Here is a 17,930-nt window from a genome sequence, read left to right on the forward strand (position 1 = left end):
ATCCGCGACACAGGGGAAGTGAGCCCTCGCGAAGCGTACCGACGATCGCATGCGGCGATGTTTGGAAAAGAGATATCCATAATGCCGTCGAATCGAATCAACCCCCGGCTCCGTCTAGTGCATGATGCAATGGCATTGGCAATCCCGAAAGGGGATATCGGGTCGCCCGATTGCCCGTCGTTAGACGTTGCCCTGTCGCTTGCAGACGAGTGGGAAGCCGTCCGCGAGCGGATGGTCGCGATGCCGGGCGTCGCGGGCCCCGCACTCGCTTACGGACCCATGCCACGTTTTGATGGTGCCTCGGCGCCTGCGCAGGTGTGGGCCGCGATCGACGAATTGAACCGTTGGTGCCGTCACGAAGTGGCGCGGCTCGCCGCATTGCGGCAACAGCAAACGGCGATGCAGGTGATCGCCACGGCGTTGGACGCCGTGACGGTGATGAACGCGGTTGCGCCTGACGTGGCCATCGAGGTTTGCGCCGGACTGTTCGACCTGGCCGAAAGCACCTGGATGAACGAACACGTAAGTGCTTAGTCGCTTACGCCAACATGTGCATTGCGTTCCGACGTTACGCGGCCTTGGATGCCAATTGCTTCATGCTTTCGCAGACGTGCCATGCTGCGTCTGATGGTGAAAATGTCACGCGGCCGGCACCGTGGCGCCGATCGCTTCGTACAGTTTGATCAAGTCTTGCCATTGCGTGGCACGTGCGTCGATCAAATCGCGCTCCGCGGACAAGGCCTGTTGTTCCGCGGCTCGCACGGTCGTCGTCGGCACCGCCCCGAGGCGTGCCTTTTCTCGTTGGCGGTCCGTACTGCGCTCCGCGGACGCCGTACGCTTCTCCAATGCATCGATACGCGTGCGATCCGCGTCCAACGCTGACAATGCATCGGCGACCTGCTGGAAGGCCTGCAAGACCGTTTGCCGATACTGCGCCTTGCTTGCCTCGAATGTCTGCTGCGCCCCGCGCACTTGTTCCCGCAAGGCGCCGCCGTGGAACAGAGGCGCGCTCAGTTGCGCTGCCGCCGACCAGATCCACGCGGGTCCGGACAACAAATCAGGTTGGAGAAAGCCGCCACGGCCCAGCCGTGCGGTCAGTTTCAACTGCGGCAACATCGCCGCGCGCGCAACCCCTACCGCCATCGCGCTACCTTGCAACGCTGCCGTGGCGGCGCGAATGTCCGGCCTTTGCGCCAATAGTTCCGATGGCACGACAGTCGGAATCGGGATGCCGGCACCGTTTGCCCCATGTGGCCCCGCGTTTGCCGCATTCGTGCCCGTGCTGTCCAGGGCGGTCCGATTCATGGGCGCGCCGCCCGGGGCGAGTGTGCCGTCTCCATTGCTTCCCGGATCGCGGTGTGTATTGAACGGCAGCGGCTGGGGCGCCGCGTCCGGTGTGCGTCCGAGCAGTGCTGCCAAGGCGTGGCGAGCGGTTGCGCGTTGTGTCTCCACCGCCGCCACCGCTGCATGTGCCGAGTCGGCCTGCATCCGTGCCGACAGCACCGCATCGTCATTGACAGCGCCGAGTGCCGCACGGCGCAGCGTGGTTTCCAAGTCGGCGTCGGACAGCGCGGCGGTGCGGACGGCGTTTTGCCATTGGGCTTGGAGCGCGGAGAGCGTGATCGTCGTCGTGGCGACGCGAGAGGCCAACGCCAGGCGTGCCGCGTCGCGCTGCGCGGCTTCCGTGTCGACCTGTTTACGTCGTGTTTCATTGTCCAGGCGTGTGGCGCCGAAGAGATCGACGTCATAGGATGCGCTGACGAATGTCGACCAATCGTCGTAGAACGCTGTCCCGGATTTCTGCAGGGTCCCGTCGGGCCCAATGGTCGGAATGCCAGGCCCACGCGTGCGCGATGCGTCGGCGCCGAGATCGACCGACGGCAACGTCGCATTACCGATGGCTGCCTGCAATACGTGACGGGCGGCCGCGAGCTGTTTCTCTGTCCCGTCCAAGCCGGGATTTCGCGCCAATGCTTCGTCGACGGTTGCTGCCAATGCAGGCTGCCCGAGACGATGCCACCAGGGTGCCGTCTTCGTTGCGGCAGTGCTATCGGCGGGCATCGACGCGGCGGGCGCGATAACGGGTACCGCGGGTACAACGACATCAGGTGCGCGGAAGACCCCCTGATCGTCACGCACGGTGACCTGGGGCGGCGTGGCATCGGGGACCAGATGTGTACAGCCGTCCAGCAGCGCGCACGCGAATAGCGCGCAAGCAAGGTACGTGGCGTGTGGCTGCCGTGGTGGCGTCGGCGCATCGTCGCGGTGAATGGGATGGCTTTGCCGCTGGCGTGCGAACAGGCCGGGGCGAGGCGCGCTTGTAGAATCCGTGCGGTGGTCGGCTGCATGGCGTGCACCGGGGCGTGGCAGTAGCGTGCGTTTCATGCGTCCGCTCCTTTTACGGGAAGTCCATCATCGGATGGATGCGATCTGGGCGCGGTCCCGGCCCGTGATGCGTTGCCTCCGTTTCCATCGTCATCAGGCAGATTACGCCTGGCCTCGTTCGTTTCGTCCGGTTTGACGCGGAACCATGCTGCATACAAGGCAGGAACAAAGCACACGGTCAGCAAGGTGGCGACCGTGATGCCGCCCATCAGGGCCGTGGCCATCGGGCTGAAAAAGCTATTACGCAATAACGGAATGAGGGCCAGCACAGCGGCGGCGGCGGTCAGTACGATGGGACGGAATCGGCGCACGGTGGCATCGACGATGGCATCCAGGCGCGGATGGCCTGCGCGAATATCCGTTTCGATCTGGTCCACCAGGATGACCGAATTGCGCATGATGATGCCGAACATGGCAATCACGCCGAGCATGGCGACGAAGCCGAAAGGCTGATGGAACAGTAGCAAGGCGGCGACCACGCCGATCAGGCCGAGCGGCGCGGTCAAGATAACGAGGAGGGTGCGGGAGAAACTTTGTAGCTGCATCATCAGCAACACCAGCACGACAAGGCCGAACAGCGGCAATTGGACAAAGATCGAGCCCTGCGCCTTCGCGTTCTCCTCGATCGGTCCCCCTGCCTTCACCATATATCCGACGGGAAGCGCCGCGCGAATCGGTGCCAATTCCTTGTCCAGTACGGCCATCACGTTCAGACCTGAAGCGCCATCGACCACATCGGCTTGCACGGTAATGACCGGTTGCCGGTCGCGCGTCCAGATCACGCTGTAGTCCAGGCCCGGCACGAAGCGCCCGAGCGCGTTGAGCGGTACCGGGCCCTGTGGCGTCGGCATCGACAATTGCATCAGGCGTGCCGGGTCACGTCGCTCATCGCGTGGACCGCGCAAGACGATCGGTACCAGACGGTCATCCTCGCGCCATTGCGTGACAGGATAGCCGTCCACGGTCATTGCAAGGAACTGCGCGATGTCCTGCGAGCTGACGCCTACGGCGCGTGCCTTTGCCTGGTCCACATCAAAGGTAAGGGCGCGTCTGCCGGGTTCGTCCCAGTCCAATTGAATGTCTCGCACCCGTGCATCGGTGCCGATGCGTGCGGCCACCTGGTCGGCGATCTGTCGGACCGTAGTGATGTTGTCGCCGCTGATACGGAACTGAACCGGATAACCGGTGGGCGGCCCGGTTTCCAGGCGCGTGAGGCGGGTACGCAAGAAGCCGAAGCTGTCGCGCAGGATGGGACGCAGCGCCTCGGCCAATGCCTCGCGGTCTTCCGCGGACTTTGCGGTAACCAGGAACTGCGCAAAATTGGGTTGCGCCAGTTGTTGGTCAAGCGAGAGGAAAAAGCGCGGCGCGCCGCTGCCGACAAAAGCCGTGCTGTTGGTGATGTGCTGGGCGAGCGCGGGCCGGTCGCGCAATATGGTTTCCAGGCGCTTCACCTGCGTCAGCGTGGCGTCGTATGACGCATTGTCGGGCAATCGCAGATCGATCAGCAATTCAGGGCGATTGGAGCTCGGGAAGAATTGCTGTGATACCAGGCTGAAACCTGCCAGCGCCAATACAAACGCAATGCCCGTGCCTAGCAGCACGCGCCCGCGCCGTGTGATGCACCAGCCGATCAAATGACGCAGGCGATGATAAAAGCGGGAGTCGTAAGCGCCGTCATGGTCCGCCGCGGACGGTGCCTGCGTGTCCGGGTTCGACGACACATCCCGCGGCGTATTCGCTTTCGCTTTCTTGCGGAGCAGGTGGTATCCGAGCAGGGGTACGACGATGACGGCGGATAACCAGGACAGCAACAACGCCAACGCCGACACCTCGAAGATGGATCGCGTGTATTCGCCGGTCCCCGAGCGCGCGAGTGCAATGGGCAGGAAGCCTGCAACCGTCACGAGCGTACCGGTCAGCATCGGAAAGGCGGTGCTGGTGTAGGCAAAGGCCGCAGCCTTGCCGCGCTCCCATCCTTGCGCCAATTTCACGGACATCATTTCGACGGCGATGATCGCATCGTCGACGAGCAAGCCCAATGCCAGGATCAGTGTGCCGAGTGACACTTTGTGCAGGCCGATGCCGAAAACCGACATACCGAGTGCCGTCGCGGCCAGCACCAGCGGAATCGAGATGACGACCACCATGCCGGTGCGCCATCCCAACGACACCAGGCTGACCAGGAGAACGATAATCACGGCTTCCGCGACCGAATGGATAAATTCGGAAACCGAGCTGGACACGGCGTGCGGCATGCTGGTAACGGGCAGCAGCGACAAGCCCGCGGGCAGGGTGGGTTGTAACGCGGCAACTTTCGCGTCGAGTGCCTGGCCGAGTGCGATCACGTCTCCATCATGAACCATCGTGACGCCGATTCCCAGCACCGGTTTGCCGCCGAAGCGCATGGTTTCCGACGGCGGGTCGGCATACCCGCGCCGGATGGTGGCGATATCGCCTAGCCGGAATGTCGCGCCTGCGGCCGTCCCACTTGCGCCACCCTGTGTCGCGGTGGTGTTGGCCGCAGGCGCGCGCAGCAGCACGTTACCCAGCGCGGCGCGGGCGGTGGCATCGGGGTCGTACGGTTGTTGGCGAACGTCGCCCGAGGCGGTGGCGGGCGTCGCGGCCGGCGCATAGGGGCCGAACTGCCCTGATGGCCGTACCGTGATGCGATCCTCGGACGTATCGATGGTGCCCGCCGCACTGACCGCATTCTGTGCGCGGATCGCCGCGGCAATATCGTTTGGCGCGATACCGAGTTGGGCGAGTCGGGCGTTGTCGATTTCGATATCGATTTCCGGACGCTGGTCGCCAAAATAATCGACCTTTGCCACGCCTGGCACTTTCAATAACTGGAAGCGAAGCGCGTCCGCATAAGCACGTAATTCGTCTGGTGAGAAACCGTCTCCCTGCAACGCGTAGACGTTGGTGTAGACATCACCGAATTCGTCGTTGAAATACGGTCCTTGCACGCCTTGCGGTAGCGTATAGGACATATCCCCCACTTTTTTACGCACCTGATACCACGTGTCCTGCACGCTGCTGCTCGGGGCACTGTCGAGGATCGTAAAAAACAACGTGGATTCGCCGGGACGCGAATAAGCACGCAGGAAATCGACATCGGGCGTCTGCTGTAACGTCCGTGCGATCTTATCGGTTACCAACGATTGAACCTGCTCGGCGCTGGCGCCTGGCCACATCGTTCGTACGACCATGGTCTTGAAGGTGTAGGGTGGATCCTCGGACTGGGATAGCCGCGAATAGGACAACACCCCGAACACCGTGACGAGGACGAGCGCGAAAATGACAAACGACTGATGCCGTAATGTCCACGCGGAGAGGTTGCCACGATCAGACGTACTCATTGCGACGCGCCCTCGCTGGCCGACTTCGCCGTCACCGCCGGCTTTGACAGGATCGCGCGTCCGTCGTCCAGATGGGGCGTTACTTTCACGCCCGCCGACAGGACGTTGACGCCGCGCGCCACCACTTGTTCACCGGCACGAAGTCCCCCTCGCAACGTTACCTCGTTCGCCCCGTACCGCGCGACTTCCACGGGTCGCAATGCCACCGCGTGCGTATTGGGGTCCACGACCCAGACAGCCGGCGACTGCTGTACGTGGAACAGCGCCGTGGCGGGAACGATCACACCTGTCGCTTCGCCATGCGGGATTGTACCGGCCTGTGCACGCGCGTTTTCGTCCATGCTTGCCTTCGCGCGCGCGGCGCCGTCAAGCAGAACGGTGCCACTCATGCCCAGCAGGACCGCCGGGTCCTCGCGATCGAAAGCGAGCTTGACCGCGTATGTGCGACTACGTGGATTGGCCGCGGCAGCGACTTCACGGACGTGGACCGGAAATCGCCGCTCGGGCAGAGCATTCAATACGACACTCGCCGGCATGCCGACCTGCAACGATGCCACTGTCGTATCGGCAACCTGGGCGATGAAATCACGCGGACCGTCAATGGCCATGGTGTAGACGACCTGTCCGGCCGAAACGGTCTGCCCGGGCTCCGCGCGGACATCGGTGATGACACCGGCCCGTTCCGCGATGATCTGCTGATAGCGCAATTGATTTCGCGCTGCCGTCGCTTGTTGTTGCGCGCGTGCGTTGTCCGCCATGGCTGACAGATATTGCTGCTCACTCCGTTCGCGCTCGGCGGGGGCAATCAGCCCCGCATCCGCCTGTTTCTGGTCACGATTGCGCTGGATCGTGGCGATCCGCAGATTGTCGGCCGCGGTACGGGCCGCCGTGTCAGTGGCCTTCGCCTGGGCTTGCGCGTCCGCGGCATCGAGTCGCGCGAGCACCGCACCCTGTGCGACCCGGTCGCCGGCCTGGAAGGGGCGCGCGACCATCAGGCCACTCACCCGAAACGATAACGCGGTGTCGATCTGCGCCGCCACCTCGCCTGAAAATCTCCCGCCGGTGGCACCCTGCGTGCCGCTCGCCGTCGTCGCGGCGCTGCCAACGGCGATCGCCGTAATCACCGTGCGTGGGCTTGTCTCCCGCGGTGGGGTTTTGTCGCAAGCCGTCATGCCCGCTACTGCCAGGAAAGCCATGGTCCAAGGTAAGACGCTTCGGAGCCGCCGCCTCGCCGAAAGGTCGCCCCGATTGCTATCCGCCAACGCGACCCACCAGCGTGCGTCCCGGCGAACGTGCGGGTAATTCCGCGAGTTTTCATGGATAAGCGGCACGTCGGTCTCCAGGTCGGGTATCGGCAGTTTTCGATAGTAATACACATTATATTCAGATACAATATGAATCTGAATATAATGTATCTTTTATTTTTTCACGCTACTATCTCGCGATGAATAAAAAACCGAATCCGCGACTCAGTCGGGAAGCCAGCCGCGCCCTGACGCGTGAACGCCTTTTGGACGCCGCGGCTGTGCTGGTCGAGCGCCAGGGGTTGGCATCGGCATCGGTGGAAGACGTCGTCGCGGAGGCGGGGTTCAGTCGCGGGGCGTTTTATTCGAATTTCGACGACAAGGCGGCGCTGCTACTCGCGTTATTGAGGCGGGAACAGCAACGGCTGATAGACGAACTGGCGCAGGTCTTCAGTGGGGATTTGCCACCACTGGATCTGGAGCAGGCCGTTCTGGCGTATTACCAAAACCTGCGCTGCAATCGCATTTGCTTTTTGGGATGGATGGAGGCCAAACTAATGGCCATCCGGGATCCGTCTTTCCGCGAAACGTTGCGCGAATTGATGGCGGAAGGCTATGCGGTGATTGCCGACTTTGTCGAGGCGTATCGCGAGCGCGTAGGGGGCAGTGCGGTAAATAACGAAAAGGGGGGGGCGGAGATATCCTCTACGGCCCGAGCGCTGATCGTACTGCCGGCCGAGCAATTGGCCATTGGCCTGATCGCCATGTGCGATGGCATGAATCTGACCCATCTGGCCGACCCTGAGACCGTCACCGAGCCTATGATGGCCGCTGTGCTGTCACACTATTTTGAATCCCTGCTGGGGCGCGCCGCCGGATGAAAGAGACTCGGTTGTCGCCTTGAATTGCTGATAGGCATGTGCCAGCTTTTCATCGTAACGGTTTTTTCGATATGCCGGCCCGTTGTAGGCGAAGGCGAACGTCGACCAATTTTGCGCACGCAGTGCCGGCAGCAGGCGAGGGTCTAGACGGAGAAAGCGCGCCAACGCATCGAAATGTGCCGCCTCGTCGCGGTACATCGCATCGACGAATGTATCGATGCTGTCATAGCCCAACGCGCGCCAATGAAATCCCATGATCTGGAATGCCCCCCAACTCGCGGATTCACGCGCCGCGGCGCGATGAATGTTTTCTGCACGGGCGAGTCGCGCGTGCTGGCTCGCGGCGCTGCCGTATTCACCTGGTGCGCGCGACACCAGGCCGGGTTCTCGTGCGGCATGGATCTGTGGATCGGTGCCGTATGCCACCAGTCGTCGCCAAAAGATATGTCGCTCGAAAAGAATCGTGGGGCGCCCGTCCGCCTGGAATGACGCGCGGGCGGATTCCACGGACCAGACTGCGTGAAGCGCGGCCGCGTCCACTTGCAATGCCGCGCTGAGTAAGTCAATCGTCGTCTGGCCGACACCGTTGCGGGATTCAGATGTGGTTGAAGTTGTCATTGCGCAGAGGAGTAGAACGCCACGCCGTTGTGGCGCGATCGTCGGGTTGTCGTTGTCGAAGAGAGACCGTAACCCCACGCGTGATCGTGCAATATAAGACAATGCGAAATCGTCGATTGACTGGCTATTCGGTATAAGGTTGGTACCCGGCGGCAATGTCATTGACGCGACACCGCCATCTCATAAACGAACGTCTTTTTCCAATTGGCTATTTTCAAACTGCCCATCAAGTTTCCGACGACGGCAACGGCGCCGTTTTGTCCCTCGGAAGTACGCGGCAGCGTACCTATATCAGCGGATGCACCGTTCTGGTCACGCTTGGCGAAATTCGTCGGTCCAGGGTTACTCGTGTCTATCGGGTATATGGACCCGGGAAACTGGGCGACCGATATCGAGGCGGGGTCGAAATACGGATATCGCCTGCTGTTTGTCGTTGTCCTCTCCAGTGTGGCGGCGATGGTGCTGCAGTGTCTGGCGATGCGCCTCGGCGTGGCCACCGGCAGGGACCTCGCCCAATTGTCTCGTGACCGCTACAGCCCTGCGCTTGCGAAGGGGCAATGGTTGCTCGCGGAGATCGCGATCATCGCGTGCGACCTGGCAGAGGTGCTTGGCGGTGCTTTGGCGTTTCACTTGCTGCTTGGTGTGCCATTGGCGTGGGGCATCGCACTGACGGCACTCGATACGTTCATCGTCCTGGGGTTAAAGGGAAAGAACTTCCGGCAGTTGGAAGCGATCATGCTAGGACTGATCGCGACCATTAGCATTGGCTATGTGGTCGAATTGATCCTGGTCAAGCCGCATTGGCCGTCCGTCGCAGCGGGCCTCGTGCCGTCATGGCACACGTTGTCGTCGCGCGAGCCGGTCTATCTGGCAATCGGGATACTCGGGGCGACCGTGATGCCGCACAACCTTTACTTACATTCCTCGATCGTGCAAACGCGTGTTGCCGGGAACACGCTGCCTCGGAAGCGGGACGCGATCCGCTTGCTCCGCATGGACACCATCGGCTCCTTGATATTGGCGATGTTAATCAACGCCGCAATCCTGATCCTCGCAGGTGCGGCGTTCCACGCGACGGGACATCAGACCGTGACAGAGATCGAGGATGCTTACAAACTACTGGCACCCATCGTTGGAACGGGACTTGCCGCCACGTTTTTCGCGCTAACGTTGCTGGCGTCCGGGCAAAGCGCGACGTTCACGGGCACCGTAGCGGGGCAAGTCGTGATGGAAGGTTTCCTGCATCTGAAAATTCCGTGCTGGCAGCGTCGGCTGATCACACGGGGTCTGGCACTCATCCCCGCTTTCATCGGCGTTGCATGGGTGGGTGAGCATGCGGTGGGCATGTTGCTGGTTGCAAGTCAGGTCGTGCTGAGTTTGCAATTGCCTTTCGTGTTGTGGCCGCTAATCCGGATGACCAATGACCGGAGCGTGATGGGTCCGCTGGCCAACAGCTGGCTGACAAGGCACGTTGCGTGGGGCTTGTTCGCCGCCATTACGCTGGCGAACATCTGGCTCGTGGTGCAGACCTTCAGCTGACCATCAGATCGGAAACGCGGTGGTCGACAATATTTCGCGTAGCACCATGAACGAGCGTATTTGACGGACGCCTGGCAGATACAACAACTGGTCCGCATGGAGTTTGTTGAAGCTGTCGTTATCGCGTGTACGCACCAGCATGAAGTAGTCGAACTCCCCGGTTACCACATGGCATTCCATGCACCCCGGTACTTTACGGGCGGCTTTCTCAAACGCCATGAACGATTCGGGTGTTGATCGGTCGAGCAACACACCGATGAGCACCATCGTCCCGGCATCCACTTTCTTGGCATCCAGCAGCGCCACGGTGGCGCGAATCAAACCAGCCTCTTTCAATCTTTCCACGCGCCGCAAGCATGCGGGCGCACTGAGATTGACCCTGGCCGCGAGCGCGACATTCGATATCGAAGCATCCGTCTGTAATTGCTTCAGGATCTGGCGATCAACGCGATCCATGGATTCGGCAGAGAGGGGCGCATCAAGCTTGTCTGTGGATTTTTTCATTGCGTGAAAGCACGAAATAACAAAATTTAGAAAAAAAATATAGCGATATTATGCAGATAAATTAATGAAAGCTTCATTTCTTCGCAAGCAAATTTCTCGGCATTTTCGGTAGGATTTCCTCTGTGCCACACCGTGGCAACGCACCCGCTTTTGACGTATGCGCACCAGCACGATGCGATCATCCATAGAGGACTTTCCAATGAACCTGAAGCGCTTCCCAAAATATTCCCTGACGTTTGGTCCCACGCCCATCCATCCGCTGAAGCGACTGAGTGCGCACCTGGGAGGGAAAGTCGCGCTTTATGCGAAGCGGGAAGACTGCAACAGTGGACTTGCCTTCGGAGGGAACAAGACGCGCAAGCTCGAGTACTTGATTCCCGAGGCATTGGCGCAGGGATGCGACACATTGGTGTCCATCGGTGGCATTCAGTCCAACCAGACGCGTCAAGTCGCAGCGGTGGCGGCACACCTCGGGATGAAGTGCGTATTGGTGCAAGAGAACTGGGTGAATTACTCGGACGCGGTGTATGACCGTGTCGGCAATATCCAGATGTCACGCATCATGGGCGCTGATGTGAGGCTGGTCGCCGACGGCTTTGATATCGGGATACGAAAGAGTTGGGAAGACGCGATGCAAAGCGTACGTGAGGAGGGCGGCAAGCCGTTCCCCATCCCAGCGGGCTGTTCCGAACATCCCTTGGGTGGCCTTGGTTTTGTCGGATTTGCTGAAGAAGTTCGGCAGCAGGAAGCCGAGCTGGGCTTCAAATTCGACTATATCGTGGTGTGCGCGGTCACCGGCAGCACGCAGGCCGGGATGGTGGTGGGTTTCGCTGACGACGGCCGCGCCCGGCGTGTCATCGGCATCGATGCCTCGGCGAAGCCGGAAAGGACGCATGAACAGATTCTCCGGATCGCGAAAAACACCGCGGCGCTGGTGGATCTCGATCAAGACATCACGGCAGACGATGTCGTTCTGGATACGCGCTTCGGCGGACCGGAATACGGGCTTCCCAATGAAGGGACGTTGGAGGCCATCCGTCTCTGCGCAAAGCTGGAGGGCATGTTGACCGATCCTGTCTATGAGGGCAAGTCGATGGACGGCATGATCCAGATGGTGCGCAACGGCGAATTTCCAGAAGGATCGAAGGTGCTCTACGCCCATCTGGGTGGTGTGCCGGCGCTGAACGGATACAGTTTCCTGTTCCGCAACGGCTGAGTGCCATCGCGTTCCGATGGCCTGTTCAGGCAGGTTGGATGTCCGTCACCTACCCCGCCGCGCATCCGTTCACACGCTCAGCGAATACTGTGTGATCCATCGTAGCGCCGCCAGGCTGATACGGCCGGCATCTTCAGGCTCCATGCCTGGCATGCGCTCGCAGGCGGCTTCGATACCTTCGGCCTCGCTGCGTTCCACCGCTTCCGCGCAGGCGAGCAACGCGCCCAGCTTACCTTGCCGTTCCGGTCCGATCGCGGCGGCGATGACCGGCGGGATACGCAACTCACGCATCACATCGATATTCGCCGAACCGAACATCGATTCGGCCATCGAGAACACGCCCGTCATGAATGCCTGATCCGCAAAGTCGTCCTCGCCCGGGTACAGAAATTCGGTTGTCAATTCCATGAAGCGGGCGCGCATGCCGATCATCTGGATCAACGGATCGGTACGGATCGGGTTGTCGTCGCTATTTGCATACAGCAACAGCTGTGTCCAACGCGAGATCTGGCGAATGCCCACGGCAAGCGTGGCTTCGCGCAGCGACGTGACCGGCCGTGCAAGACTGTATGCACCGCTGTTGGCAAAGCGCAGCAATTGCACGATCAGTTTTGGAATGCGCTTGATCTCGGATTCGATCTGCTGCACGCCAGCATCGCGTCCCAGAAGCCCGAGCAGGTTCAACAGCGGTACACGGTCCGTCAACAGTCGGCGCGACGACAAGACTTCCGGGCGCGAGAAAAAATAGCCCTGGAAGAGGTCGAACCCCAGCGACCGCGCGAGGTTATACGCCTCCAATGTCTCGACTTTTTCCGCTAACGCGATGCAGCCGGCGCGCTTGACCATCGCAAGGACCTTGGGCAGGTCCGTCTTCGAGCACCGGAAAAAATCGATCTTTGCAACATCCACGTGCTGCAGATACGCCAGCGCCTCGACGCTGTTGATGGAAACGTCGTCGAACGCGAGACGGAATCCAAGAGACCGCAATTCCTTGCAGCGTGCCAGCAGCGCTTCGTCCAATTCGACGGATTCAAGGATTTCCAGCACGAACAATCGCGGTGGCAGTACCGACAGCAGATCGCTGAAAAGGATGTCGCGGTTGACGTTGATATAGCCAATGTCAGCGCCAAGAACGGTACCCATGCCAAATTCGCCGAGCATCGTCGCAATCACATGCGATGTTGCCTCAGTGTCGTCGGCAACCAATGCGGCATTGCGCGAGCTGCTGCGGTACAGCAGCTCATAGCCTACCAGCGACCCATTCCGGTCGATGATTGGCTGACGGCCAAGGTAGACGTTCGCCGCGTCTCCGGCACGGGCCGGATCGATGTTCGTCATTTTGGGTTCTCGCATGCGATTCTTTTCAATGCGGCCAGGAACGCTTGCGGTTCTTTCGCCCACTACTACTGTTTCTGCCAGGGTGCTGCCATGCAAGCGCGTTCGCATGGGTAGCGTGCGCTCAAGTACGGGCGTCACGAGCACTGCGCGGACTGCTGGCGGAAATGGTTATTCCGCGCGGCCCGTAATCGTGACACACATTACCCGATCAGCGCATCCACCTCCGCTTTTACGCGTGGCGGATGTCGCTTCGCGGCGTCAGGCGGTGGCCCGACACGCAGCGCTTTTCACGCTGTGTGAACATTGCCTGCCCAGACGTCGCGAGACGCGAAACTGGTAGATCGAAATATCTCCTCGATGCCCACCCCCGGTGCGGGGCGCCTTTCGGCGAAACGCAGTTTCCGCAACGTCCAGCCCCATACTGGCGCACGTTGCGAACTTCGCGGATGTGTTCTCCAAGCTGTGCTGTTTATCGGCCGCGACACGGCAATTCTGAAGGGCAGTCGCTCAGGTCTCGGCAAATTCTCGTTTTTCGGTAACTTTGACCTTTTGTGCGCGCCTGAGTATGCTGCGACCGTCTGTCGCACGATCATTCAAACGACCGTATTACGGGGCTTCCAGCGCGATGTCGTGAAAAAACAGCGACAAACGTGGCGAATTTGCTACTGCGTTAGAAAATATTTCAGCACGTTTTACCGTATTTTGCGTTATGTCGAAAAAATTTCTGAAATTGCCCCTAAAGTCTCGCGCAACCAGGCCGTTAGTCCGGACTGTCAGGAACCCGTAAATACAAGGGTTCGCGTGGTTTTACCGGGCAAGTCCAAGGGAAATGTAGGAAAAGTTCTTACAGCGTGTGAGAAAAACGCTGTACTCAGATAGGCATCTTCTTCCGATATGCGCCGCTCGTGCGGTTGGCCACAATGGCTTCACTGCAGCACGAGACGCAAACAAGGCGATGTCCGGAATCCGGCTGACCCGAGCGACAGTGCGCTGAAGACGGTCAACCTCTTCTCCATCTGGGGACAGAACATGAGTAACGGCAATTCCACACTAGATGAACTCAGGGAAGTCAATCTGTCGTACTTGATGCTCTGCCAGCGTTTGCTGCGCGACGACAAGGCGATGGGCATGTTCCGCCTGGGGGTTTCCGAGCAGATCGCCGATGTGCTGGTCAGCTTGACGCTGTCGCAGACGGTCCGTCTCGCTTCGTCCAGCCAACTGCTTTGCCGCTTCCGTTTCGACGATCACGCACTGCTGTCATCGCTGACGCACACGACCAAAAGCGTAGACTCCGCTTCGTCGCATACCGCTATTCTGCTTGCAGGACAGCCTGCTGAGCAGCTCGGCTAACAAACTTTTACATTTGACAGCCATGGCCAGCCGCAGTGTCGTCCTCGAAGCGCGCGAAATCACGTTGGCGATCGAACTGATCGAACTGGGTGCGCGACTGCAGGTGCTTGAAGCGGAAGTAGGTTTGAGCCGCGAGCGCCTGATCAAGCTCTACAAGGAAGTGCGCGGCGTGTCGCCGCCGAAGGGAATGCTGCCATTCTCGACCGACTGGTTCATGACGTGGCAGCCGAACATCCATTCGTCAATGTTCTACAACACGTATCGCTTCATGGTGGACGAAGCCGGTTGCGAGCCTATCCAGGCCACCATCCGTGCCTACCGCCTGTACCTGGAGCACGTCGCGCTGCATGGCGGTGAAGCGGTGCTGGGATTGACCCGGGCATGGACGCTGTTGCGTTTCTTCGATAGCGGGATGCTTCAATCGGCGCCGTGCTCGCGCTGCGGCGGGAAATTCGTCGTGCATGCACATGATCCTAAGCACGGCATGGTGTGTGGCCTCTGCCAGCCGCCATCACGTGCCGGAAAGACACGTGCTGGGCGGATTGCCGCCGATGAAGCGATGGCCGAGGACGCGATGGCGGAACACGTGTTGACGACCGATGCATTGGAAGCGCTTGCCGACAGCGACGCTACCACGCTTGAGGCGTTGGTCGAGCAAAATGCCGTGATCGCTGCGTTGTTGCCGCACGATGCGCTCGGCGATGCCCTGGCGACGCCGGACACGGCGAAGCCTACCGGCGTCGCCAGGCGTGACGGTTTGGAGCAGGTCGCGAAGGTGGCGAAGGCCACTCGTGCCCAATCGCGACGCGCGATGGATGCCAGCGTGGACGCCGCAATGCGTGCGGTGATCAACGCCGATGTCACGATGCCGGTGGATGCGGTGACCATGGCCGACCTCGCGGAGGATGCGGTAACACAAACCGCGCAAGTCCTGTCGCCGCTCTAGGCATGAAACACCCTTCAGAAATTCCCCTTAACAGCCGTAACACCCTGCTAGACTCGGGCGCTTGAGGGCAGACCCCGTGCGCGACGCTGATGGCCTCACGGAGCGTCACGAGCAGCGCGCGTGACGGATGGTGTTCAGGGGAATCCGACATGCGGTCCCCCTACCTTGAAATACGCGGGATTTGCACCATAAGGGGAACGGTGTGCTGGTTTTTGTCGGTTATCTGGTGACGTTGGTCTCGGTATTCGGCGGTTATGCGCTGGTCGGCGGGCATCTCGCCGCACTGCTGCAGCCCGCCGAATTTCTGATGATCGCGGGCGCGGGGTTGGGCGCCTTCATCGTGGGCAACAACGGCAAGTCGATACGTGCGACTTTCAAGGTGTTGCCAACGCTGCTGCGGCGCACCCATTACGATAAGCAACTATATATGGATTTGATGGCGATCCTGTATCGCCTGTTGGCAAAGGGGCGAAAGGAAGGGCTGATGAAGCTCGAATCCGATATCGAGGACCCTGACGCCAGCCCCATCTTCAAGGCCTATCCGCGTATCAGCGGCAATCCGGTCATTCGCGATTTCCTGGTGGACTACTTTCGGCTGATGGTGAGCGGCAGCATGAATGCGTTCGAGCTCGAAAACCTGATGGATGAGGAAATCGAGACGCATCATGCCGAGGGGGAAGTGCCCGCGCAGTGCCTGCACAAGACCGCCGACGGCTTGCCGGCGTTCGGTATCGTCGCCGCGGTCATGGGGGTGGTGCATACGATGGCATCGGCGAATCTGCCGCCTGCGGAACTCGGCGTCTTGTTGGCGCAGGCATTGGTCGGCACGTTCCTTGGCATCCTGCTGGCTTATGGGTTTGTTGCGCCGCTTGCTTCTTTGGTCGAGCAGCGGGTAGACGAGTCCACGAAGGTGCTGCAATGTATCAAGGTGGGCATTCTCGCCAACCTGAATGGTTATCAGCCGTCGGTAGCGGTGGAATTCAGTCGCAAGGTGTTGTTCAGCAGTGAGCGTCCAACGTTCGCCGAGCTGGAAGCCCATGTGAAGGAAGTCAAGGAAGAATTGAGGTCGCGCTGATGGACAACCGGCCCGAACGTCCCATCGTCATCCGTCGCGGTGGCCCGGTGCGAGCCAGGTCGCATGGCGGCGGCTGGAAGCTCGCCTACGCGGATTTCATGACCGCGTTGATGGCTTTTTTTCTATTGATGTGGCTTCTCGGTTCCGTCAACGGCGCCAAGCTCGACGGCATCGCCGATTATTTCAAGCAACCATTGAAGGTGTCACTGCTCGGCGGCGACCGCGCTGCCGATGGCCGCAGCGTCTTGAAGGGGGGCGGCACCGACATTACCCGTCGTGACGGTGAGCAGCGCAAGGTGGACGGCCCGCGGGCGATCAACGACCCGACATCGCATGATCCCACCGGCAAACCGATATCCGCGCCTGGCATGACGTCGGATGCGGTGCCTTCTCCGGACGCCGTGCTGCAGAAGGAAGCCGAGGACGATAACTTGCGTAGCCTGCAGTCGCGAATAGAGGATGCCCTGGACCATAACGCGGCGTTGAAGCCATTCCGGAACCAGATCGTCCTCGATGTCACGCGAGATGGTCTGCGCATCCAGATCGTGGACTCCAAAAACCGACCGATGTTCGCCAGTGCGAGTGCCGAGGTGGAGCCATATATGCGCGCGATCCTCCGGGAGCTGGGCCCTGTCTTGAACCAGGTGCCGAATCGGCTGATCCTGGAAGGTCATACCGATGCGACGCCGTATGCCGGTAAGGCAAACGGCTATACCAATTGGGAATTGTCGGCCGATCGCGCCAATGCGTCGCGTCGCGAACTGATCTCTGGTGGCATGTCGCAGGACCGTGTCTTGCGCGTGATCGGTCTGGCGGATACCAATCAATTCAATCCGGACGATGCCTACGATCCGCGCAATCGCCGTATCAGTATCCTGGTATTGAACCGGCGCGCGGAGCGCCAGTTGATCAATGACCGTGCCCGTCCGGCTGTATTGGACAATACCCGTAGTGCCGAGGCGCAGTCGGCGGCGATCGGCGCTTCTCGAACCCAAGTCGCGCCTTGAGGCGCCAAACAAGTAGATCGCGAGCAGATCATGAACCAAGACATCACGACAAAACCTACGGTGCTGGCCGTGGACGATTCTCCAGCGATGCGTCTGATCCTTGACGCCACGCTGGAGGCAGCCGGTTATCAGGTGACGCTGGCCGAGGATGGCCGCGAAGGACTCGCCAAGGCCGTGGCGGCCACCGCGGTGGGAGGGCGTGTGTTCGATCTGGTGTTGACCGATCACAATATGCCGGGCCTGACCGGCCTCGAACTGATCGCGGGCCTGCGTCACCTGGCGCCCTATGCCGAGACACCGATCTTGCTGTTGACCACCGAGGACGGCGAGGACTTCAAGGCGGCAGCGCGCGAGGCCGGCGCCACGGGCTGGCTGTTGAAGCCGCTGGACCCGCAGGTGCTGACCGAGGTGTTGGTCAGCGTCCGTGGCGCGATAGGTTCTTGATTCACGTCAAAATTCTTTTTT

The 17,930-nt window shown here is 60.5% G+C and carries 15 protein-coding genes and 1 pseudogene; 10 read left to right on the forward strand and 6 right to left on the reverse strand.

Annotated elements, in window-relative coordinates; all coding sequences use genetic code 11:
* Positions 1-81 precede the first annotated feature (81 nt).
* Positions 82-534, forward strand: a complete 453-nt coding sequence (locus WM40_RS06555; protein WP_024904016.1) for a hypothetical protein — start codon at positions 82-84, stop codon at positions 532-534.
* Between the two features lie 105 nt (positions 535-639).
* On the opposite strand, the gene WM40_RS06560 is transcribed toward WM40_RS06555, so the two are convergent.
* Genes WM40_RS06560 through WM40_RS06570 form a run of 3 tightly spaced genes read right to left on the reverse strand, consistent with a single transcriptional unit; the run spans position 640 to position 6,943 of the window.
* A complete protein-coding gene (locus tag WM40_RS06560; protein WP_052738200.1) occupies positions 640-2,385 on the reverse strand; it encodes a TolC family protein in 1,746 nt (581 codons plus the stop codon).
* Entirely contained in the window at positions 2,382-5,747 is a 3,366-nt protein-coding gene (locus WM40_RS06565) for an efflux RND transporter permease subunit (RefSeq protein WP_024904018.1), read from the reverse strand. Before WM40_RS06565 ends, WM40_RS06560 begins: the two co-directional genes overlap by 4 nt.
* The gene (locus WM40_RS06570) at positions 5,744-6,943 is read right to left on the reverse strand and encodes an efflux RND transporter periplasmic adaptor subunit (protein ID WP_157685740.1); all 1,200 of its coding nucleotides are present in this window, start codon (positions 6,941-6,943) and stop codon (positions 5,744-5,746) included. The genes WM40_RS06565 and WM40_RS06570 overlap by 4 nt, the downstream gene beginning before the upstream one ends.
* 248 nt (positions 6,944-7,191) lie before the next feature.
* Here WM40_RS06570 and WM40_RS06575 point away from each other — a divergent pair, with 248 nt between their 5' ends.
* Positions 7,192-7,872 carry a TetR/AcrR family transcriptional regulator gene (locus WM40_RS06575; protein ID WP_046152502.1) on the forward strand — a complete coding sequence of 227 codons (681 nt, stop codon included), beginning with the start codon at positions 7,192-7,194 and terminating at the stop codon, positions 7,870-7,872.
* Here the strand turns inward: WM40_RS06575 and WM40_RS06580 are convergent.
* A complete protein-coding gene (locus tag WM40_RS06580; protein WP_046152553.1) occupies positions 7,831-8,490 on the reverse strand; it encodes an N-acetylmuramidase family protein in 660 nt (219 codons plus the stop codon). The genes WM40_RS06575 and WM40_RS06580 overlap by 42 nt on opposite strands.
* A gap of 219 nt (positions 8,491-8,709) precedes the next feature.
* On the opposite strand from WM40_RS06580, the gene WM40_RS06585 reads away from it, so the two are divergent.
* Positions 8,710-10,029 carry an Nramp family divalent metal transporter gene (locus WM40_RS06585; RefSeq protein WP_046152554.1) on the forward strand — a complete coding sequence of 440 codons (1,320 nt, stop codon included), beginning with the start codon at positions 8,710-8,712 and terminating at the stop codon, positions 10,027-10,029.
* A gap of 3 nt (positions 10,030-10,032) precedes the next feature.
* Here the strand turns inward: WM40_RS06585 and WM40_RS06590 are convergent, their stop codons facing one another.
* On the reverse strand, positions 10,033-10,533 hold the full coding sequence (locus WM40_RS06590) for an Lrp/AsnC family transcriptional regulator (RefSeq protein ID WP_024904023.1): 501 nt from the start codon (positions 10,531-10,533) through the stop codon (positions 10,033-10,035).
* 199 nt (positions 10,534-10,732) lie between these two features.
* On the opposite strand from WM40_RS06590, the gene WM40_RS06595 reads away from it, so the two are divergent.
* Positions 10,733-11,749 carry a 1-aminocyclopropane-1-carboxylate deaminase gene (locus WM40_RS06595; protein ID WP_024904024.1) on the forward strand — a complete coding sequence of 339 codons (1,017 nt, stop codon included), beginning with the start codon at positions 10,733-10,735 and terminating at the stop codon, positions 11,747-11,749.
* Between the two features lie 69 nt (positions 11,750-11,818).
* Here WM40_RS06595 and WM40_RS06600 read toward each other — a convergent pair whose 3' ends face one another.
* Complete coding sequence (locus WM40_RS06600; RefSeq protein WP_024904025.1) at positions 11,819-13,087, reverse strand: EAL and HDOD domain-containing protein; 1,269 nt, start codon at positions 13,085-13,087, stop codon at positions 11,819-11,821.
* A 357-nt stretch (positions 13,088-13,444) separates the two neighbouring features.
* Here WM40_RS06600 and WM40_RS30010 point away from each other — a divergent pair, with 357 nt between their 5' ends.
* The 6 genes and pseudogenes from WM40_RS30010 to WM40_RS06625 all read left to right on the forward strand — a co-directional run bounded on the left by WM40_RS30010 (position 13,445) and on the right by WM40_RS06625 (position 17,909).
* Positions 13,445-13,966, forward strand: coding sequence for a hypothetical protein (locus WM40_RS30010; RefSeq protein ID WP_157685082.1), 522 nt, complete (start codon positions 13,445-13,447; stop codon positions 13,964-13,966).
* A gap of 150 nt (positions 13,967-14,116) precedes the next feature.
* On the forward strand, positions 14,117-14,437 hold the full coding sequence (gene flhD, locus WM40_RS06605) for a flagellar transcriptional regulator FlhD (RefSeq protein WP_024904026.1): 321 nt from the start codon (positions 14,117-14,119) through the stop codon (positions 14,435-14,437).
* A gap of 22 nt (positions 14,438-14,459) precedes the next feature.
* Positions 14,460-14,996, forward strand: a pseudogene (flhC, locus tag WM40_RS06610) (flagellar transcriptional regulator FlhC); the annotation flags it as partial.
* A gap of 589 nt (positions 14,997-15,585) precedes the next feature.
* Positions 15,586-16,458 (forward strand): flagellar motor stator protein MotA, encoded by an 873-nt coding sequence (gene motA, locus WM40_RS06615; protein WP_024904028.1) that lies wholly within the window; start codon positions 15,586-15,588, stop codon positions 16,456-16,458.
* Entirely contained in the window at positions 16,458-17,465 is a 1,008-nt protein-coding gene (motB, locus tag WM40_RS06620; protein WP_046152503.1) for a flagellar motor protein MotB, read from the forward strand. The genes motA and motB overlap by 1 nt, the downstream gene beginning before the upstream one ends.
* 30 nt (positions 17,466-17,495) lie before the next feature.
* Complete coding sequence (locus WM40_RS06625; protein ID WP_024904030.1) at positions 17,496-17,909, forward strand: response regulator; 414 nt, start codon at positions 17,496-17,498, stop codon at positions 17,907-17,909.
* Positions 17,910-17,930 lie beyond the last annotated feature (21 nt).

The organism is Robbsia andropogonis (assembly GCF_000970345.1).
In the GTDB taxonomy this organism is placed as follows: Bacteria; Pseudomonadota; Gammaproteobacteria; order Burkholderiales; family Burkholderiaceae; genus Robbsia; species Robbsia andropogonis.